This is a genomic window from Izhakiella capsodis, assembly GCF_900115045.1.
GTDB classification, from domain to species: Bacteria; Pseudomonadota; Gammaproteobacteria; order Enterobacterales; family Enterobacteriaceae; genus Izhakiella; species Izhakiella capsodis.
Map to the genome: position 1 here is coordinate 106,401 of NZ_FOVC01000003.1, position 20,618 is coordinate 127,018.

The following is a 20,618-nucleotide window of genomic DNA, read 5'->3' on the forward strand; positions in this document are numbered from 1 at the left end:
CACTATCAGGAGTCACCATGTCTGACCAGCAAGGATTTACCTTAATCGAGCTGATGATCGTTATCGCTATTGTGGCGATACTCAGCGCCATTGGCCTGCCGGCTTACCAAAACTACCTGCAAAAAGCAGCGTTAACGGACATGCTACAAAGCGCCATGCCGCTTAAAACAGCGGTTGAAATCTGCGCGGTTGAACAAGGCGAAACCAGTAACTGCTCGGATGGTAACGCGGGCATTTCGCCCGCGACATCGTCCCGCTATATTGCCAGCAGCCAGGTTGCCTCCGGCGTCATTACCCTTAGCGGGCAGGATAATCTGAAGGGCCTGACAGTAACCCTGACGCCGGACTGGAACGCTCAACAAGGCATAATGCGCTGGCAGCGCGTCTGTAATACCTCCGCGAGCTCGCTGAAAAGCGCGTGTGAATCGGTATTTCGTTTTGATGACCAGAGCGAACGCTGATGGGCATCGCTGACGAAACTATGCTGAATGCACTTTGCCAGCGCTACCAGGCTGTTCTGCTCGAAAACAGCACGCAGCGCGTTAAGGTCGCAACCGCAGGTCTGCCACAGGATGATCTGGTTGAAGCGCTGCGCTTCACCTGTAGCGCTCCAGTTGAGCTGCTCAACTGGAGCGTTGAACAACTGGCCGCCTGGCGGGATAAAAGCAGTACGGATGCACCGCCCCTTCTCGATCAGGAAAATCTGGCGACCGCCGCAAGGCTCGATCGCCTGCTGGCGCTGGCATTAGAACGTCGGGCTTCAGATATTCACATTGAGCCACAAGCTGATATGAGCCGTATCCGGCTACGCATAGATGGCGTGTTGCAGATAACCAGCACCCTGCCTCCTGCCAGCGGTAACGCGCTGATCGCCCGGCTTAAAGTGCTGGCGCGTCTCGACATCGCCGAACGGCGTGCGCCTCAGGACGGCCAGTTTGCCCATCAACATGCTCAAAGACATAGTACATCATTTCGTCTGTCAACCCTGCCAACGCAATATGGTGAAAAAGCCGTGCTGCGCCTGCTCCATAACACGGATCATGCTCACGATATTGATAAGCTAGGCATGTCTGCACCGCAGCTGACACACTTTCAGCAGGCGCTAAAACAGCCGCAAGGCATGATACTGGTCACCGGACCTACCGGCAGCGGTAAAACCATTACTCTTTACAGCGCCCTGAACTGGCTGAATCAGCCGCATCGTAATATTTGCAGCGTCGAAGATCCAATTGAAATCCCGCTGCGGGGCATTATTCAGACCCAGGTTAATAACAAGATAGATTTAAGCTTCAAGCAGGTACTGCGCGCCCTGCTGCGCCAGGACCCGGACATCATCATGCTGGGCGAGATCCGCGATGCAGAAACGGCAGCTATCGCCATCAATGCTGCACAAACCGGTCATCTGGTGCTGTCCACGCTGCACACCAACTCCACCCTGGAAACGCTGGTACGACTTCGGCAAATGGGATTGCCCGGCTACCTGATCGGACCGGCGTTAAAAATGGTGATTGCTCAGCGTCTGGTACGCCGCTTATGTCCTCACTGTCGTCAGTCCGGCGACAGTATCAATCCATTCTCACCTTCTCTCTGGTCAGGCCCGCTGCAAAACTGGCAAGCCACGGGCTGTGAACAGTGTTTTTCAGGCTTTTATGGCCGGCTGGCACTGTTCGAAGTCTTACCAGTAACCCGGCGATTACAGGCAGCTATTGCCAATGATGCCAGTCAGGAGCATTTAAATTCGCTGATGGAAGAGCAGAATCTCAGCCGATTATTTACCGAAGGGCTTCAGGCTGTGCACCGTGGCGATACTACCCTTGAGGAACTTAAACGGGTTACAGGCAGCTGCCATGAATAAAACGATGTTGTTTCATTGGCAAGCGATAGACAGTGCTGGCTGCTGGCAGCAAGGGGAACGTCTTGAGCAAAACTACCCTCGCCTCTGCCAGTATCTTCATGATAATCAGCTCACACCACTGCGCATTCGCCTGCGTCAGATCTATCTTTCCCGAAGCTGGCAACAGGCGGTACGAATAACGCTGATGCAACAGATTGCCACCCTGCTCAGAGCCGGACTATCTCTGTCAGCCAGCCTTACTATGCTCAGTAGAGGACAGCAAAAGCCCTGGCAACTCCTGCTGATACAGCTGGCAGACCAAATTAGTCAGGGAATTTCTTTTGCTCAGGCGCTCAGACAGTGGCCGCAAGTCTTTCCGCCGCTCTATTCCTCGATGGTTCACATTGGCGAACTTACCGGTCAACTGGAAAACTGTTGCCAGCAGCTTGCGGCACAGCAGGAGCGCCAACATTTACTGCAAAAGAAAGTGCAGAAAGCCCTACGTTATCCGCTGTTTATTCTGCTGATAGCGGCAGCTACCAGCAGCGCGATGTTGCTGTTTGTACTGCCTGAGTTTGTAGCGATCTACGCAAATTTTGATGCCGAACTACCGGCCTTCACCCGTGCGGTAATGCAACTTTCATCCATACTGCAGCGCAGTAGTCCATGGCTGATCGTAACGCTCTTTTTTGCGGTGCTGGGCTGGCGTTATCAGCAGCGGCGTTGCCCCTCTGTTCGCCTTTTTACGCAGCGACTTACGCTACGTTTACCTTTTATCTCAGCACTGTATCGCGGGGGTGTTCTCAGCCAGATCTTTATCACGCTTAGCCTGACACAGCGCGCCGGGCTACCTCTGCTTGACGGGCTTAACGCGACAGCTGAAACCCTGCCCTCTGGAATTTGGCAATCGCTTCTGAACGCACTTAAACGCCATATTGAAGCGGGTCAACCGTTGCATCTGGCAATTGAAAATCATCGACAGTTTACGCCGCTTTGTTATCAGCTCATTAAGGTAGGCGAGGAGGCTGGAGCGTTGGACGACATGCTAAGTCGCCTTGCCAAATGGCATGAAGTACAGACTCAGGATCTGGCAGATTCGCTGGCTGCCATGCTTGAACCGATGATGATGGTTGTTGTCGGTGGCATTATCGGTACGCTGGTCATTGCGATGTATCTGCCGGTTTTCAATCTAGGCTCCGCGCTGGGCTAAACGCCCGCACTAAGCGGGCGCGAATGGCAAGTTAACGGTTGTACACCTGGTTTTCCTGTTCGGCAACGCGAATAAACGTAGTTCGCTTAGTCAGCTCTTTAAGCCGTTCGGCCCCCACATAGGTACAGGCTGAACGGAGGCCACCGAGAATATCGCGCGCCGTATTTTCAACCGGGCCACGCAGCGGCAACTTAACGGTTTTTCCCTCAGCGGCACGATAACCCGCCACGCTGCCTACATGGCGCTTCATGGCAGTTTCCGAACTCATTCCGTAAAACAGCATGAATTTTTCACCACGCTCTTCAATCACGCTTCCTTCACATTCATCATGAGCTGCGAGCATACCGCCAAGCATAACGAAGTCTGCGCCGCCGCCAAAAGCTTTCGCTACGTCGCCCGGCACTGAGCAGCCACCGTCACTGACAATCTGACCGCCCAAACCATGAGCGGCATCTGCACACTCAATCACGGCCGACAGCTGCGGATACCCCACCCCGGTCTTGACCCGCGTTGTACACACAGAGCCGGGTCCGATACCCACTTTAACGATATCCGCACCGGAAAGAATCAGCTCTTCGACCATCTCGCCAGTCACTACATTGCCTGCGCAAATAGTTTTTGTCGGGAAGGCTTCCCGTGCCCGCTGCAAAAATTCGACAAAATGCTCTGAGTAACCGTTAGCAACGTCAATGCAAATAAAGTTCAGTGCCGGAGAAAGCGCGACTATTTGCTGTAACTTTTCAAAGTCTGCGTCCGAAGTACCGGTTGATACCATGATGTGTTGCAGAACTTTTACAGAGGCACGCGCAATAAACGCTCGCCAATCATTGACGCTGTAGTGCTTGTGGACAGCCGTGAGAATATCGAACTCTGCCAGTGCTTCGGCGATACGAAAAGTGCCCACGGTATCCATATTCGCCGCGATCACCGGGACGCCAGTCCAGCTAAGCGCAGAATGTTTAAAGGTAAAAGTGCGCGTTAGTTCAACTTCTGAACGGCTTTTCAGTGTTGAGCGTTTAGGGCGAATAAGCACATCTTTAAAACCGAGCTTGATATCTTCTTCTATACGCATATCTCAAAATTCCTGTCGCGGTGGGGGGTTATATCGCACGATACATTGCGATCATACGCGCTAAAATCGCCGCGACAAGACTGCGAAAATTATCGGGGATAAGCTACAATTTCATTCATTCCCTTGAGGCGTTTCATTGCTATTATCCAAACAGTTCAAAACATGTTCACCGCTGGCCCTCTCGGGAGAGCATAATAAGGAATGAAGGCTTATGCGTTATACCGTGGCGCTGACAGGTGGTATTGGCAGCGGTAAAAGCACAATTGCAAGAGCATTCGGTTCGCTGGGAATTGAGTGGATCGATGCCGATGACGTTGCACGCGAGGTCGTCAAACCCGGCAGCCAGGCACTGGCAATGATAGTTCAGCGTTTTGGTTCAGCGATCCTTCAGCCCGACAGCACTCTGGATCGACGGAGGCTACGCGAGCGCATTTTTACTGATCCTGAAAACAAGCTGTGGCTGGACAACCTGCTCCATCCGCTCATCCATGTGCAAACCCAGCGGCAATTGGATCAGATGCGCTCACCGTGGCGCCTGTGGGTGGTTCCACTGCTAGTTGAAAACCAGCTGCAACATCGGGCTAATCGCGTGCTGGTGGTCGACGTGCCTCGTGAAACACAGCTTATCCGCGCTATGGCCCGCGACGGTATGACTCGGGAGCAGGCTGAAAATATTCTGGCGGCCCAGATTTCACGCCAGGAACGCATGGCCGTAGCCAATGATATTATTGATAACAGCGGGACACCGGAATCGGTAATCCCCCGCGTAACCGAATTGCATCAGCGCTATCTGGCGCTGGCTGCTGCTGCACAGCAGGAATAACAGTATGACCACAATGGTACTTTTTGAGCATCCTCTGAATGAAAAGATCCGTACCTGGCTGCGGATCGAATTTCTATTACAGCAGCTTCACCACTGCCGCACCATTAACGATCATCTTACCGCTATGGCCTTCTTTCGTAATGTTGCCGATCTGCTTGATGTTTTTGAACGCGGTGAGCTACGCACTGAAATCATTAAAGAGCTGGATCGTCAGCAGCATAAATTACAGGCGTGGATTGGCGTACCAGGCGCGGATACAGAGGTGATTTCTGCTCTAATTGAAAAACTAATACAGCAGCATGCCAGACTGATGGCTGCTCCACGGATAGGGCAGCTGTTGCGCGAAGACCGCCTGATTGCTTTGGTCCGCCAGCGCCTGAGCATTCCTGGCGGCTGTTGCAGTTTTGATCTGCCAACACTTCATGTCTGGCTCCACCTGGCGCAGGAAAGCCGTGATACCCAGACAGAGCGCTGGCTGGCATCGCTCGAACCACTACGCGATGCGCTAACTTTAGTGCTGGATTTGATACGTCAGTCTGGCGTCTTTCATCATCAAAGCAGCCTTAACGGCTTTTATCAGGATAATGCGGAAGGCGCCGATCTGCTGCGGCTTAAATTAACGCTGGAGGATGCGCTTTATCCGCAGATCTCCGGCCATAAAAGCCGCTACGCCATTCGCTTTATGCCGCTGAACAATGAACACGGTACAGTGCCAGCGCGACTGGATTTTGAACTGGCCTGTTGCTGAGGTAAACCATGACCGACGATATTACATTTGTAGTCTGCCCCAGCTGTGGTAAGCAGGTAATTTGGGGAACGCTAAGCCCGTGGCGCCCTTTTTGCAGTAAACGCTGTCAGCTGATTGATCTGGGCGAATGGGCAGCAGAAGAAAAGCGTATACCTGCCAGCAGTGATTCAACGGACAGCGACGACTGGAGCGAAAACCAGCTTGATCGCGAATAAAGCAGCCTGAAACTGCAGTTACCAGGCTTCAGGCTTCGGCGACAAGCCGCGCCACGATGCTGTGATTTGCCGGTGGAAACTCGTCGGCAACCAGTTCCCGCTGCGTAACCCAGCGCTGTGGCTGTCCTTCCCGGCCGTATGGCTCTCCCTGCCAGCCTTCGACGACAAAAAAGTGCAGCGTTACCCGCAGATCAGAATAGTGGTGATCCACCAGGTCATAAGGCGTGAAGTGGGTAACCACAATGCCGGTTTCTTCCTGTAATTCACGAACCAGCGCTTGCTGTGCCGTTTCGTTTACTTCAATTTTTCCGCCGGGAAACTCCCACCTATTCGCCATATGTGAGGTCGGCGGGCGCCGGGTAAGAAAAATTTCACCGTGTACGTTGCGAATAATACCAACGGCAACCTGCAGGTGTTTCATTACATATCTCCCGTCATAAAAAAGCGCCCCGCCGGGCGCTTTACAGCTTAGCTTAATCAGGCCAGTCGGCCATGACACTGCTTGTATTTTTTACCTGAACCACAGGGGCAAGGGTCATTACGTCCAATTTTGCGGTCACCGCCCTGTGCGGCCAAGGCAATGCTGGCTTCGGTATCATCATCAACATGGCTGAGCTGCTGCCGCCGCGCCAGACGCTCCGCTTCCAGACGGCGCTGCTCTTCCATCTCCTCGATCTCTTCAGGCACCCGCACCTGAACTTTGCTCAGGGTGCTAATCACCTCATATTTCAACGTTTCGAGCATCGCAGAAAACATAGCGAAAGATTCGCGTTTATATTCCTGCTTAGGATCTTTTTGAGCATAGCCACGCAGATGAATACCCTGACGCAGGTAGTCCATTGCGGCGAGGTGCTCTTTCCACAAAGAATCCAGCGTCTGCAACATCACGCCCTTTTCAAAGTGACGCATCATCTCAGCACCCACTACTTCCTCTTTGTTAAGGTAGTGTGAGCCTGCGCTTTCCATAATCCGCTCGCGTAGCGTTTCTTCATGTAGTTCAGGCTCTTTATCCAGCCATTCATCAATCGGCAAACTGAGATCGAAATCCGCTTTCAAGCGATCGTGCAGGCCTGAAATATCCCACATCTCTTCCAGTGACTGTGGCGGAATATAGGTATCGATAACGGTTTTAAATACGTCCCCGCGGATACTGCCGATCGTTTCGCTTACATCAGACACATCCAACAGCTCGTTACGCTGGCTGTATATGGCACGGCGCTGATCGTTAGCAACGTCATCATATTCCAGCAGCTGCTTACGAATATCAAAGTTACGACTTTCGACCTTGCGTTGTGCGTTAGCGATCGCTTTAGTTACCCACGGATGCTCAATGGCCTCGCCTGGCTTCATACCAAGTTTACGCATCATGCCTGCCACGCGGTCAGAGGCGAAAATACGCATCAGGGCATCTTCCATAGAAAGGTAGAAGCGTGATGAACCGGGATCACCCTGGCGACCGGCACGACCGCGTAGCTGGTTATCAATACGACGCGATTCATGGCGCTCGGTACCAATAATATGCAAGCCACCCGCTGCCAGCACCTGATCGTGGCGTACCTGCCACGCCGCTTTAATCGCTGCAATCTGCTCTTCTGTTGCCCCTTGCAGCTCAGCTATTTCAACCTGCCAGCTACCGCCTAATACGATATCCGTACCGCGCCCCGCCATGTTAGTGGCGATAGTCACCGAACCTGACTGACCGGCCTGAGCCACAATCTCCGCCTCACGGGCGTGAAATTTGGCGTTGAGGACATTATGTTTGATGCCTTCACGCGTTAATGCTTCAGAAATCACCTCTGATTTTTCAATCGAGATAGTACCAACCAGCACCGGCTGACCTTTAGCAGTTCGTTCGCGAATGTCTTCGATAATGGCCTGAATTTTATCTGCTTCGGTCATATAGACCAGGTCCGCCATATCTTTTCGGATCATTGGGCGGTTAGTGGGCACTACGATGGTATCAAGCTTGTAAATAGAGCTGAATTCAAAAGCTTCGGTGTCAGCAGTACCCGTCATACCAGCCAGTTTTTCGTATAGGCGGAAATAGTTCTGAAAGGTGATAGAGGCCAGCGTCTGGTTCTCGTTCTGAATTTCCACGCCTTCTTTTGCTTCTACTGCCTGATGCAGACCATCAGACCAGCGACGCCCCTGCATGGTACGGCCAGTATGCTCGTCAACGATAATCACCTCACCATCTTTAACGATGTAATCAACATCGCGAGTGAACAACGCGTGCGCGCGCAGTGCAGCAGTGACATGATGCATCAACATGATATTACCAGGGGAATAGAGAGATTCGCCCTCGTCCATGATCTTCTGACTAACCAGCAATTCTTCAATCAGCTCAAGACCGCGCTCGGTCAGGTGTACCTGGCGCGCTTTCTCATCCAGCCAGAAATGCCCTTCCCCCTTAAAAGTGTCGGAGTCTTCTTTTTCCTGGCGCTGTAGATGAGGGATAACTTTATTAACCTTGATATACAGTTCTGAGCTGTCTTCCGCCGGGCCGGATATAATCAGAGGGGTACGCGCCTCATCGATGAGGATAGAATCCACCTCATCGACCAGTGCATAATGCAGATTACGCTGGACGCGCTCTTCAGGGCTGAAGGCCATGTTATCGCGCAAGTAATCGAAGCCGTATTCATTGTTGGTGCCGTAAGTAATATCAGCAGCATAGGCCGCACGTTTAGCGGGTGCAGGCATGCCGGGCAGGTTGATGCCAACCGTCAGTCCCAGAAATTCAAACAGCGGACGGTTATTTTCCGCATCGCGCTGCGCAAGATAATCGTTGACGGTGACAACGTGAACCCCCTTGCCGCTCAGGGCATTGAGGTAGGCTGGCAGGGTTGCAGTCAGGGTTTTACCCTCACCGGTACGCATTTCCGCGATACAGCGCTCATTGAGCACCATGCCACCCAGCAGCTGAACATCAAAATGGCGCATACCAAATACGCGCTTACTGGCCTCACGAACGGTAGCAAATGCATCCGGAATCAGGCTTTCCAGCACTTCCCCTTTTTCCAGCCTGGCGCGAAACTCGGCGGTTTTAGCTTTCAGTTCATCATCGCTGAGTTTTTCAAAATCCACCTCTTTACGATTGATGGTTTCAACTTCTTTGCGCATCCGGCGCAGAGTACGATCGTTACGACTACCAAAAACTTTAGTTAATAGCTTAATCAACATAATAAAAATATTCTCTCAGCACCGTTCCGGACGGCTATATATAAATAAAAAACGCTTTCGATCAGATTTGCTGAGAGGGACCAGCGCGGATCCCCACCACCTCAGCCAGCCAGCTGGCGGTCTGATACGGTAACTGGGCGGGTGAATGGTAGGTATGATTGAGCTGAACGATCGCTGCCGGACGGGCTTCGTGGGTTAAAAGGGCATTTAGCGTATCCAGTAAAGCAAGCCGCTCGACGTGTAGCGGTAACACATCCGCATTGGCAGGTAAATATTCTGCGGGTGTCAGCGTAAAAGACAGATGGCGAATAACGGTTCGGATAGCATGCTGATGCCAGTAATCGACGTAAAAGCCGGGACGTCGTGGCGTTTCCTGCCATAATGCCAGGCTATGAAGATGGGGGACTGCCCGGATATTAAGGCTGCTGGTAGCACTGCCGGTTAAGCTGTTTTGCCCGTTAGCGTGAGCGACTGGCAAACCAAAGCCCGTCGCAACCATCCCTAACAGGATGTGCGGCCAAAAATAACGTCTGCCAAATTGTCGCCAACGATTTAAAATACTAATCACACCTATCCACCGGAGTATGCGATGCGCAACAGTCGCCCACAATCTATCGAAAAACTTTTTGATGAAACGCAAAATTCAGGATGCTTACAACAAATCCAGCAACGCGCCGTTGCTCTGAACAAATTGAACAAAACGGTTCGCGCGCTGCTACCTTCTCAGATGCATCCCTGGGTGAGGGTGGCTAATTACCGCCAGGGTATACTGGTACTGGAAGTCGCCAACGCCAGCTGGATGATGCGGTTACGCTACGAACAACCTGAGCTGCTTTCTGCATTACGAGCGCAGATAATACCATCATTGACCGCAATCGACATCAGTATTAATCCATCTCTGGCCGGGAAAACGGCGTCTACTGCGCAAGAACATGCCTACCCGGTATCGAGCGGGCAAAAAAATATGGGGTGTCAGCTCAGTTCTGACAGCGCGGCCGCGCTATTGAGCGTTGCGGAACGCAGTCCGGAAAAATTAAGGGGAGTATTAGAACGACTGGCCTCATTGGCCGGAGAGAGGGGTACCAGTAAAACCAGTCGTAATAAGTAGGGCAACCAGCGGTTATGCTAAAACCAGGTTTGGTGCTTTGAACGCCAAAGGCAGATCGGCTTCATCTTCATAGGTTGCCCATTCCCAGGCTTCCTGTTTTGCCAACACCGCTTGTAAGAGTTTGTTGTTTAGAGCATGGCCTGACTTGAATGCGGTAAACGCGCCAATAATGTTATGGCCACACATAAACAGGTCGCCAATGGCATCCAGCATTTTGTGACGCACAAACTCATCTTCAAAGCGCAGACCATCTTCATTCAGCACGCGAAAATCATCCAGGCCGATGGCACAATCCAGGCTACCGCCCAGGCACAGGCCCTGAGACTGTAAATACTCGATTTCATGCATAAAGCCAAAGGTACGGGCGCGACTGATCTGACGCATAAAGCCTTCAGTCGAGAAATTCATCTGATAGCGCTGTGAACTGGAGTCGATCGCCGGGTGCTGGAAGTCGATAGTGAAATCGAGCGAAAAACCGTTGTAAGGCTTAATTTCAGCCCATTTATCGCCATCCCCAACGCGCACTGCCTGCTTAACGCGAACGAAACGTTTAGCGCAGTTAAGCTGATCAACACCTGCATCCACCAACAGGTAAACGAAAGGCGCGGCGCTGCCGTCCATAATCGGCACCTCAGGTGCATCGACTTCAACAATAATATTGTCGATACCTAAGCCAGCCAGGGCGGCGTTAAGGTGCTCCACAGTGGAAATACGCACGCCTTCATCATTCACCAGGCAAGTACTCAGCATGGTATCGCGTACGTATTTTGCATCAGCGGGGAAATCTACCGGCGGATTCAAGTCAGTGCGACGATAGATGACCCCAGTATTAGCCGCCGCTGGGCGCAGCGTCAACGAGACCTTCTTGCCAGTATGCAAACCGACACCAGTCGCCTGTACGATCCGTTTTATTGTCCGTTGTTTGATCATCGCATTATCTCGCAAAAATTACTGACCCGGCCGACAGTTTAATGAACTGTCAGTCGGACATTTTAGCACAAAGAGCGGAGATGTTAACTATGAGTGAATTCCTAGTCTGCTTGTTTACGCAGAAACGCAGGAATATCAAGGTAGTCTGGCTCTTTGTTCGATTGCGAGTTAGCAGTGTCGTTAACCACTTTAGCAGCAGGCTTCTGCTCCTGTGGCAGCGGCGACATGCCATGTTGCTGATAACGGTGGTCCATTATCGGCTGAGCCTGCTGCTTGTTCGTCACCAGGGTGATCTCAGGACGCTTGTCCATACCAATACCGGTGGCTACGACGGTTACGCGCAGCTCGTCATTCATTTCCGGGTCCAATGAAGTGCCGATCACCACGGTAGCGTTATCAGAGGCGAAAGCGCGGATAGTATTACCAACGGTTTCGAACTCATCAAGACGTAGGTCAAAGCCAGCAGTAATGTTAACCAGCACACCGCGTGCGCCAGACAAATCAATGTCTTCCAGCAGCGGGCTGGAAATAGCCATTTCCGCAGCTTCTTCCGCGCGATCTTCACCAGAGGCGACGCCAGAACCCATCATCGCATAGCCCATTTCTGACATTACGGTGCGCACGTCGGCAAAGTCAACGTTCATCAGACCAGGGCGTGTTATCAGCTCCGCGATACCCTGCACGGCACCTTTCAATACGTCGTTAGCCGCACCAAAAGCGTCCAGTAGCGAAATACCACGGCCAAGCACTTTAAGTAACTTGTCGTTCGGAATGGTGATCAGTGAATCTACGTGCTTGGAAAGCTCCGCGATCCCCTGCTCAGCAAACGCCATACGCTTTTTGCCTTCAAAGTTAAAAGGCTTGGTCACTACCGCTACAGTGAGGATACCCAGGTCTTTAGCCACTTCAGCCACCACAGGCGCCGCGCCGGTACCGGTACCGCCGCCCATGCCCGCTGCGATAAAGACCATATCGGCACCGTCCAACGCAGAGCGCAGGGCCTCCCGATCTTCTTCAGCGGAAGTGCGACCAACTTCCGGATTGGCACCAGCACCCAGACCTTTAGTAATGTTATTACCGATCTGAATAGTCTGGCCGACTGCCGTTTTACGTAATGCCTGAGCATCAGTGTTTACAGCAAAAAACTCAACGCCTTCGATGCGCTCACGCACCATATGTTCTACGGCGTTGCCGCCGCCGCCGCCGACGCCGATGACTTTAATCACCGCGTCATTGGTTAATTCCATTGGTTCAAACATAATTTCTCTCCGCTATGTGCCCGTATTTCACCTGGAGATCACTCATTAATGCTAGCATGATCTCCTTTTGTAAAAATTAAAACTCTTTTCTCAGCCAGCTGTTGATCCGTTTAAACCAGTTGCCAACTGAAACACGTTTTTCGACCTCTGTCTCGCCGCTAAGGTGCGACTCTTTTCCATAGTGCAGCAGACCTACTGCTGTTGAGTAGTAAGGCGCCTGCGCGTAATCCGTTAATCCAGTGATATTCAGTGGCTGCCCGATGCGCACTTGGGTGTGAAACACCCGCTGAGCACAAGCCGCGAGCCCTTCAATTTGCGCCGCGCCGCCGGTGAGAACTATTCCGGCCGCCAGATGATGTTTAATCCCCTGCTGACGCAACTGCTCCTGCAACTGGAGAATTTCATCATTCACCAGGTTCAATAATTCGGTATAACGAGGCTCGATCACCTCAGCCAGGGTCTGACGTTGCAGGCTACGCGGCGGACGTCCTCCCACGCTAGGCACTTCAACATTTTCGTCTTTACCGACGATGGAACCCAGCGCGCAGCCATGACGAACTTTGATGGCTTCCGCATCTGTCGGGGGAGTACCAAAGGCATAGGCTATGTCGCTGGTAACCACGTTGCCAGCATAGGGAATAACCTTGGTATGACGCAGCGCACCGCCGGTATAAACCGCAATATCCATCGTGCCGCCGCCAACATCCACCACACACACGCCCAGTTCGCGCTCGTCCTCAGTCAACACTGCATAGCTTGAGGCCAGACCGGCAAAAATTAGCTGATCAACTTTCAAGCCACAGCGCTCAACCGCTTTGACGATATTTTTCGCCATATCATTGTGACAGGTGATCAAATGGACTTTCGCCTGCATACGCACGCCAGATAACCCAACAGGATTTTTAATTCCCTCCTGATAATCAATGGCATATTCCTGGGGAATAACATGCAGGATACGGTGCTCATCGCGCACGCGGACCGATTTCGCGGTATGCACCACGTTATCAACGTCTTCTGCCGTCACTTCTTCTTCAGAGATCGGCACCATACCGATTTCGTTCTGACAGCTAATATGCTTACCTGAAAGCGCCAGATAGACGGATGAAATCTGGCAATCCGCCATCAACTCCGCCTGATCAATCGCACGTTGAACGCACTTTACTACCGACTCAAGGTCGTTGACCCCGCCTTTGTCCATGCCTCGGGAAGGACAGCTTCCCACCCCGATGATATTCACCATGCCATCAGGCAAAACTTCTCCTACTAAAGCGGCCACCTTCGCGGTGCCAATTTCGAGTCCAACTACCAGTTTTCTGTCGGTTGACTTGATCATTGTTGTTTAGCCTGTGCCTGATTCTGTTGCTGTTTATTGACCTGTGGCGTCACCGGAGCCGGTGCCCAACCAACGGCGGCGCCAGAGTCATAACGTAAATCCACATAACTTATCTGCTTGTTCTGACTCTGGGCCTGCTGCTGCAGAACCGGGTAAAGCTCGATAAATGTTTTAATCCGCCTGGTCGTGTCATCTCGTCCCAGCTCAAGGCGAATATTGTCGCTTAGAGTCAGTTGCCAGGAGCGACGCGCCGTCATCGCAGCTGCCTTTACGCTGAATTTGCTGGCCGCGAGCAAATCACGCATCTGATAATAACCTTCAAGCACTTCCTTCTCACTGCCTTCTGGCCCGTAGAGCAAGGGCAGATTGTCTTTGCCGATACGATTGGCTGGAATGCTGAAAGATTTACCTTCAGCATCAACCATATGCAGACCGTTCCAGTGCGCAACCGGGACATATTCAACCAGATGGATCTTTAATTCATCTGGCCACTGCTTACGCACGCTGACCTGCTTAATCCACGGCAGGCGCTCAATCTGCTGCTGAATAACGTTCACATCCTGCGACATGAATGTCCCCGGCTCACCCAGCGACAATATTGCCTGACGAATATCGTCGGTGGTGGTGTAGTGGGTCTGCCCGGTGACCACCAAACGTGACAGCGGCAGCCTCGACGAATCGTTCATCCACTTCAGCACAAACAGCCCGGACGCCAGCATCACGCCGATAACGAACAGCAGGAAAATGATCCCTGCCAGACGCGATCCGTTGCTACGTCCTGACGGGACATGAGGTTCCGCTTTCTTGTTACGTACATTTAGCGCTGCCTGGGACATATCAGCGGGCCAACCCCAAAATACGGACTACCAGTTGTGAAAAGCTCATGCCAGCTTGTTTCGCTGCCTTAGGTGTCAGGCTGTGGCCCGTCATCCCCGGCGCGGTATTTACCTCCAGCAGGTAAAACTTATTGTCGGCGCCCATCATCAAATCCACCCGGCCCCAGCCACGGCAGCCAAGCGCACGCCAGGCCCGCAGCACAATATCGTTCAGCTCTGCTTCTTGCTCAGCACTCAGCCCACTCGGACAGAAATACTGCGTATCATCAGAAATGTATTTCGCCTCATAGTCGTAATATTCACTAGCCGGCTGAATACGGATCGATGGCAACACCTCATCACCGAGTACACTTACCGTTAGCTCCGGGCCTATCAGAAATGACTCCACCAGAATTTCATCGTCGAAGCGAAACGCTTCATCGATAGCCGCTTGCAGTTGCGACATCTGGTTAACGCGAGTGATACCTACGCTGGAACCTTCATTGCTTGGCTTAACGAACAGTGGTAACCCCAGCGCATCAATATTTGCTTTATGCTCGGCCTGCAGTCCCTGCGCCATATCCCGGCGATGAAGCGTTACGTAAGGCGCAACCGGTAAGCCAGCACCTTGCCAGACTAGCTTGGTGCGCAGTTTGTCCATGCCAATCGCCGAGGCCATCACACCGCTGCCAGTATAAGGAATGCCGAGAAACTCCAGCGCGGCTTGCAGACGACCATCTTCACCACCACGACCGTGGAGAATAATAAAAGCCTTATCAAAACCCAGCTCTTTCAGACGAAGTACCGGAACATCACGCGTATCAACCGCGTGAGCATCGATGCCAGCTTCCAGCAAACCAGCCAGTACCGCCTGCCCCGATAGCAGTGAGACATCACGCTCAGCAGAGGTGCCACCCAGCAATACTGCAACTTTCTCAGCCATGATGCTCCTCATTGATCGGATTAGGCTTTAACTTCTGCTCCGCCAGGGTGCGGGCAATACGGCCTACGTTTCCGGCCCCCTGTACTAAAATAAGATCGTTTCCGCTCAGCGTCGGTGACAACATTTCAGCCACCATGTCATGATCCGAAACAAAAATCGGGTCTATCTTGCCCCGGTTGCGGATAGTCCGACATAGAGATCGGCTGTCGGCGCCGGGTATCGGCGCTTCGCCTGCTGAATAGACATCCAGCATCAGCAGCACATCAACTTGTGACAACACATTGGCAAAATCTTCATATAAATCACGGGTTCGCGTATAGCGATGCGGCTGAAAAATCATCACCAGTCGTTTTTCCGGCCAGCCTGCACGAGCGGCCTGTACAGTGGCATCCACTTCCGTCGGATGATGACCGTAATCATCAACTAATAACGCCGTTCCCGCCTTACCGTTCACTGGCTCAACCGGAAACTCACCGAGAAAATCGAAGCGACGGCCGGTTCCCTGGAAACTTTCCAACGCCCGTAAAATGTCGTCATCACCAATGCCTTCCTCGCTGGCAACGGCCACCGCCGCCGCCGCATTCAGCGCGTTATGTCGTCCTGGCGCATTGAGGGTAACGTGCATCAGCGGTTTATCCTGACGTACCAGCGTAAAATGCCCCTGAGCGCCACGCTGTTGGTAATTATCTACCCGCACATCCGCATCGTCACTGAAGCCATACGTCGTCACCTGACGCCCCACGCGCGGGATCAAATCGCGGATCACCACGTCATCCACGCACATGACGGCACGTCCATAAAACGGCAGGTTATGCAGGAAATTGATAAAGGTCTGCTTCAGGTTTTCAAAATCGCCCTGATAAGTGTCCATATGATCAGCTTCGATGTTGGTAACAATGGCCACCATCGGCTGTAAATGCAGAAATGACGCATCGCTTTCATCCGCTTCGGCGATCAGGTAGCGGCTGCTTCCCAGTCGGGCGTGCGTACCTGCAGCCTTAACCAATCCACCGTTGACAAAGGTTGGGTCCAGACCACCTTCAGCGTAAATACTGGCGACCATCGCGGTAGTGGTGGTTTTACCGTGCGTACCCGCAACGGCAATGCCGTGACGAAAACGCATCAGTTCCGCCAGCATTTCAGCGCGACGAATCACCGGAATACGCGCCTCACGTGCAGCAATCAGCTCAGGATTATCCTGAGACACCGCCGTTGAAACCACCACAACACTGGCATCACTGACGTTTTCCGCCCGATGATTGAAATAAATCGTGGCACCGAGCGAAGTCAGATGGTGCGTTACCGCGTTCGGTGCCAGGTCCGACCCGCTGATTTGATAACCTTCATTTGCCAACACTTCGGCAATACCGCCCATGCCAGCACCGCCGATGCCGACAAAGTGGATGTGCCGGACGCGACGCATCTCGGGCACAATTAAACGCAGTTTCGCCAGTTGTTGTGTATTCATCGTCTCTACCAGCGGTTAATCCGCCTTGCTCTGGTTATCTGTGGACAAAAAAGGGTTTCAGCCCAATGGTGACTGGGTTATTTAACCGCCCGCATGACTTCGTCAGCAACCCGCGCCGTGGCGTCCGGGATCGCGACACCTCTGGCTTTATTCGCCATACCCATCAGGGTATTCCTATCCCACGCAGCCAGGGTACTGGCAATCGCTTCAGCGGTACACTGTGGCTGCTCAAAAATTTTTGCTGCGCCCGCTTTTTCCAGCGGCAGCGCATTCCAGTACTGCTGGCGATCTTTGTGCTGAAAAGGGACGAAGATCGCCGGAAGTCCTGCGGCAGCGACCTCACTGACCGTCAGCGCGCCTGAACGACAGACCACGACATCCGCCCAGGCGTAGGCAGCGGCCATGTCGTCAATAAACGCATCAACCCGGTGCTGCGTCTGGTTTGCCCGCAAATACGCCTGATTTACCTCTTCCAGCGCACCTTTACCTACCTGATGCCAAAGGGTTATTTTCCCTGCCAGCAGCGCTGCGACTTTCGGCATTACCTGGTTCAGCACTCTGGCCCCCTGGCTACCGCCAACAACCAGTACGCGTATCGGACCTTCCCGCCCGGCAAAACGCACCTCAGGCAGCGGTAATGCAAGCACGTCATTACGGACCGGATTACCGACCACGTCAGCATGCGCAAACGCGCCTGGAAACGCCTGCATAACCTTTTTCGCTATATGTGACAGCCATTTATTCGTCATTCCCGCAATACCGTTCTGTTCATGCAATACCAGCGGAATGCCGCAGCTCCAGGCAGCCACACCGCCGGGACCAGAAACGTAACCGCCCATGCCAAGCACAACATCGGGTTGCCAGCGCTTCATAATGGCGCGTGCCTGACATGTTGCTTTGATAATGCGTACCGGCGCTAACAGCTGAGCTTTCAATCCCTTACCACGTAATCCACTGATACGGATAAAATCTATCTCGATCCCATTCTTAGGGACCAAATCAGCTTCCATACGATCGGCGGTGCCAAGCCAGCGCACTTGCCAGCCTTGCTCCATAAGATGATGCGCCACGGCCAGACCCGGAAACACATGTCCGCCGGTTCCGCCTGCCATCACCATCAGCCGTTTTTCACTCATCAATTAGCCCCTTGAAAACGCCTGCGCTTTGGCAAGACGCGTTTCAAAATCTATGCGTAACAACAGCACAATCGCCGTCGACATGATCAACAAGCTTGAGCCACCGTAACTGATTAACGGCAGCGTCAACCCTTTTGTCGGCAGCATTCCTGCCGCCGCGCCAGCGTTTACCAGCGCCTGAAAACTGAACCAGACACCAATTGAACAGGCGAGAAATCCGGAAAAACGCTGATCGATTTCCAGTGCCCGACGACCAATCGACATCGCACGAAACGCAACGAAGAACACCATCAGCAGCGTTAATACCACGCCGATATATCCCAACTCTTCGCCGATAATCGAGAAAATGAAGTCAGTGTGGGCCTCCGGCAGGTATTCCAGCTTCTGCACCGAATTACCCAATCCCTGCCCCCAAAGCTCACCACGGCCAAATGCCATCAGCGACTGCGTCAGCTGATAGCCGCTGCCAAACGGGTCAGCCCAAGGATTCCAGAAAGAGGTCACGCGGCGTATACGGTACGGTTCAGTGATAATCAGCAGCACCACGGCAAACATGCCGGAGCCGATAATCGCCAGAAACTGCCATAGCTTAGCGCCAGCGAGAAACAGCATTGCCAGGGTAGTGACAAACAGTACGATCACGGTTCCCAGGTCCGGCTGTGCTAACAGCAACACCGCCAGCACGACCATGACCGCCATCGGTTTACAAAATCCCCAGAAGTTATTACGCACTTCTTCTACTTTGCGAACCAGATAGCTGGACAGATAGCAAAACAGTGACAGTTTCGACAGCTCTGCAGGCTGAATTCGCAGCGGTCCCAGCGCAATCCAGCGGGATGCGCCGTTTACCGAACTCCCCACCACCAAAACAACGAGCAACATGGCAATGGTGCCCAACAGCATGACGTTGCTATAGCGCTGCCATACTTCCATGGGAATTCGTAATGTCACTAAGGACATAAGGAACGCCAGGCCCAGGTAAAGTGCATCACGCTTGGCGAAATAGAAGGGATCGTTCGACATACGCTGACCAATAGGCATTGATGCTGAGGTGACCATAACGAATCCCAGCACCGCCAGACCGAGGGTTAACCACACCAGGGTACGATCGTATAAAACGACGACATTGGCGTCGCTCTCCTTCGACCCCATAACCCAGTCTTTAAGACGGTTTGCAACGCCTCCCGTCAGGGAGCTGACCAGCGTGATTCCCGGAATACGCATCATCCTAACTCCCTGGCAAGTTGTGTGAATACCTCGCCACGCTGTTCGAAGTTCTTAAACTGATCGAGGCTGGCACTCGCCGGCGACAGCAGCACCATGTCTCCCGCTTTGACCTGCGGTGCAATGTGCGCCATCGCTTGCGCCAGGGTTTCAGTTTGCGTGGTGATCTCAGGACGCAGCGTCGCCAGCTCGGCACGATCGCGCCCAAAACAAAACAGACGCAGGTTATCGCCCTGCAAGTAGCGTTTTAACGGGGTAAAATCCGCCGATTTTCCATCACCGCCCAGCAGTAACCAGAGCGTCCCCTCAACCTCTAAGCCATTCAGGGCGGCCTCCGTACTGCCGACGTTGGTCGCCTTTGAATCATTAATCCAGCGTACACCGTTGTGAACATGTGCCAGCTGAAAACGGTGCGCGAGACCATTGAAGTTGATGAGTGCAGTCAGGCTGGATGCACGTGGCAGGCCAACGGCATCCGCCAGCGCTAACGCCGCCAGCGCATTGGTATAGTTGTGCTGACCCGACAGCTTCATTTCTGCGGTATCAAGTACCTTATCTCTTCTGACACGCAGCCAGGTACTCCCCTGCTGACGATTGAGATGATAGTCGCCAACATCAATGCCAAAGCTTACGCAACGCGCATCGGCACCGCGCACCGGCATTGTCATTGCGTCATCGGCATTGACTACGCAGACACCTGCATTTTCATAAATTTTCAGCTTGGCAGCCCGGTACTGCTGCATCCCCAACGGATAGCGGTCCATATGATCCTCCGTGACGTTGAGAATGGTCGCGGCGGCGGCATGGAGACTGTAGGTGGTTTCAAGCTGAAAGCTGGACAGTTCCAGTACGTAAAGCTGAGCGGGATGTTCAAGCAGCATCAAAGCAGGCAAGCCAATATTACCGCCTATGCCAACGCTCCAGCCTGCGGCTTTCGCCATTTCACCGACCAAGGTTGTCACGGTACTTTTACCATTTGATCCGGTAATTGCCACGATAGGGGCCTGCGCTTCGCGGCAAAACAACTCGATGTCGCCGATAATTTCAACCCCGGCCTCTGCCGCCGCTGACAGCTCAGGGGTAGAGAGCGCGATGCCGGGGCTGACAATAATCAAGTCGGCGTTCAGCAGCCACTCTTTATTCAGCGATCCCAGCCAACGCTCAACGTCTTTAGGCAGTTTTTCAAGGCCGGGCGGAACGACTCGGGTATCCATAACCCGCGGCGTCACGCCATGGGCAACAAAGAAGTCAACGCAGGAAAGGCCGGTAAGGCCCAACCCAATAATGACAACTTGTTTATCCAGATACTCAGCCATA

The 20,618-nt window shown here is 52.9% G+C and carries 20 protein-coding genes; 7 read left to right on the plus strand and 13 right to left on the minus strand.

What is annotated here, in order from left to right; translation table 11 throughout:
* Positions 1-17 precede the first annotated feature (17 nt).
* From ppdD to hofC, 3 genes are read left to right on the plus strand one after another with little or no spacing between them, the layout of a single operon-like run.
* A complete protein-coding gene (gene ppdD, locus BM191_RS06520; RefSeq protein ID WP_092876355.1) occupies positions 18-461 on the plus strand; it encodes a prepilin peptidase-dependent pilin in 444 nt (147 codons plus the stop codon).
* A complete protein-coding gene (gene gspE / locus BM191_RS06525; protein ID WP_092876357.1) occupies positions 461-1,855 on the plus strand; it encodes a type II secretion system protein GspE in 1,395 nt (464 codons plus the stop codon). Before ppdD ends, gspE begins: the two co-directional genes overlap by 1 nt.
* Entirely contained in the window at positions 1,848-3,044 is a 1,197-nt protein-coding gene (gene hofC / locus BM191_RS06530; RefSeq protein ID WP_092876360.1) for a protein transport protein HofC, read from the plus strand. The genes gspE and hofC overlap by 8 nt, the downstream gene beginning before the upstream one ends.
* Before the next feature lie 31 nt (positions 3,045-3,075).
* Here hofC and BM191_RS06535 read toward each other — a convergent pair whose 3' ends face one another.
* Positions 3,076-4,116, minus strand: a complete 1,041-nt coding sequence (locus tag BM191_RS06535; RefSeq protein ID WP_092876362.1) for a GMP reductase — start codon at positions 4,114-4,116, stop codon at positions 3,076-3,078.
* A 211-nt stretch (positions 4,117-4,327) separates the two neighbouring features.
* On the opposite strand from BM191_RS06535, the gene coaE reads away from it, so the two are divergent.
* Genes coaE through yacG form a run of 3 tightly spaced genes read left to right on the plus strand, consistent with a single transcriptional unit; the run spans position 4,328 to position 5,902 of the window.
* Positions 4,328-4,939 carry a dephospho-CoA kinase gene (gene coaE, locus BM191_RS06540; RefSeq protein WP_092876365.1) on the plus strand — a complete coding sequence of 204 codons (612 nt, stop codon included), beginning with the start codon at positions 4,328-4,330 and terminating at the stop codon, positions 4,937-4,939.
* A gap of 4 nt (positions 4,940-4,943) precedes the next feature.
* Complete coding sequence (gene zapD / locus BM191_RS06545; RefSeq protein WP_092876367.1) at positions 4,944-5,687, plus strand: cell division protein ZapD; 744 nt, start codon at positions 4,944-4,946, stop codon at positions 5,685-5,687.
* Positions 5,688-5,695: 8 nt separating this feature from the next.
* Positions 5,696-5,902 (plus strand): DNA gyrase inhibitor YacG, encoded by a 207-nt coding sequence (gene yacG / locus BM191_RS06550; RefSeq protein ID WP_092876370.1) that lies wholly within the window; start codon positions 5,696-5,698, stop codon positions 5,900-5,902.
* Between the two features lie 28 nt (positions 5,903-5,930).
* Here the strand turns inward: yacG and mutT are convergent, their stop codons facing one another.
* The 3 genes from mutT to secM all read right to left on the minus strand — a co-directional run bounded on the left by mutT (position 5,931) and on the right by secM (position 9,653).
* Complete coding sequence (mutT, locus tag BM191_RS06555; protein ID WP_092876372.1) at positions 5,931-6,323, minus strand: 8-oxo-dGTP diphosphatase MutT; 393 nt, start codon at positions 6,321-6,323, stop codon at positions 5,931-5,933.
* Between the two features lie 56 nt (positions 6,324-6,379).
* The gene (gene secA, locus BM191_RS06560) at positions 6,380-9,085 is read right to left on the minus strand and encodes a preprotein translocase subunit SecA (RefSeq protein ID WP_092876375.1); all 2,706 of its coding nucleotides are present in this window, start codon (positions 9,083-9,085) and stop codon (positions 6,380-6,382) included.
* A 61-nt stretch (positions 9,086-9,146) separates the two neighbouring features.
* Positions 9,147-9,653: a secA translation cis-regulator SecM gene (secM, locus tag BM191_RS06565; RefSeq protein ID WP_092876377.1), complete on the minus strand. Its 507-nt coding sequence runs from the start codon at positions 9,651-9,653 to the stop codon at positions 9,147-9,149.
* 21 nt (positions 9,654-9,674) lie between these two features.
* On the opposite strand from secM, the gene BM191_RS06570 reads away from it, so the two are divergent.
* Positions 9,675-10,193, plus strand: a complete 519-nt coding sequence (locus BM191_RS06570; RefSeq protein WP_092876379.1) for a DUF721 domain-containing protein — start codon at positions 9,675-9,677, stop codon at positions 10,191-10,193.
* 12 nt (positions 10,194-10,205) lie between these two features.
* Here BM191_RS06570 and lpxC read toward each other — a convergent pair whose 3' ends face one another.
* From lpxC to murD, 9 genes are all read right to left on the minus strand, one after another.
* Positions 10,206-11,123, minus strand: coding sequence for a UDP-3-O-acyl-N-acetylglucosamine deacetylase (lpxC, locus tag BM191_RS06575; RefSeq protein ID WP_092876381.1), 918 nt, complete (start codon positions 11,121-11,123; stop codon positions 10,206-10,208).
* 101 nt (positions 11,124-11,224) lie between these two features.
* Positions 11,225-12,382: a cell division protein FtsZ gene (ftsZ, locus tag BM191_RS06580; protein WP_092876383.1), complete on the minus strand. Its 1,158-nt coding sequence runs from the start codon at positions 12,380-12,382 to the stop codon at positions 11,225-11,227.
* Positions 12,383-12,458: 76 nt separating this feature from the next.
* Positions 12,459-13,715 (minus strand): cell division protein FtsA, encoded by a 1,257-nt coding sequence (gene ftsA, locus BM191_RS06585; protein ID WP_092876385.1) that lies wholly within the window; start codon positions 13,713-13,715, stop codon positions 12,459-12,461.
* Positions 13,712-14,551 (minus strand): cell division protein FtsQ, encoded by an 840-nt coding sequence (gene ftsQ / locus BM191_RS06590; protein WP_092876387.1) that lies wholly within the window; start codon positions 14,549-14,551, stop codon positions 13,712-13,714. The genes ftsA and ftsQ overlap by 4 nt, the downstream gene beginning before the upstream one ends.
* A 1-nt stretch (position 14,552) precedes the next feature.
* Positions 14,553-15,473, minus strand: a complete 921-nt coding sequence (locus tag BM191_RS06595; protein WP_092876389.1) for a D-alanine--D-alanine ligase — start codon at positions 15,471-15,473, stop codon at positions 14,553-14,555.
* Complete coding sequence (murC, locus tag BM191_RS06600; RefSeq protein ID WP_092876391.1) at positions 15,466-16,941, minus strand: UDP-N-acetylmuramate--L-alanine ligase; 1,476 nt, start codon at positions 16,939-16,941, stop codon at positions 15,466-15,468. The genes BM191_RS06595 and murC overlap by 8 nt, the downstream gene beginning before the upstream one ends.
* Positions 16,942-17,018: 77 nt before the next feature.
* Positions 17,019-18,077, minus strand: coding sequence for an undecaprenyldiphospho-muramoylpentapeptide beta-N-acetylglucosaminyltransferase (murG, locus tag BM191_RS06605; RefSeq protein WP_092876393.1), 1,059 nt, complete (start codon positions 18,075-18,077; stop codon positions 17,019-17,021).
* Between the two features lie 3 nt (positions 18,078-18,080).
* Positions 18,081-19,301, minus strand: a complete 1,221-nt coding sequence (gene ftsW, locus BM191_RS06610) for a cell division protein FtsW (protein ID WP_092876759.1) — start codon at positions 19,299-19,301, stop codon at positions 18,081-18,083.
* Positions 19,301-20,617 (minus strand): UDP-N-acetylmuramoyl-L-alanine--D-glutamate ligase, encoded by a 1,317-nt coding sequence (murD, locus tag BM191_RS06615; protein ID WP_092876395.1) that lies wholly within the window; start codon positions 20,615-20,617, stop codon positions 19,301-19,303. The genes ftsW and murD overlap by 1 nt, the downstream gene beginning before the upstream one ends.
* Between the last annotated feature and the right edge of the window lies 1 nt (position 20,618).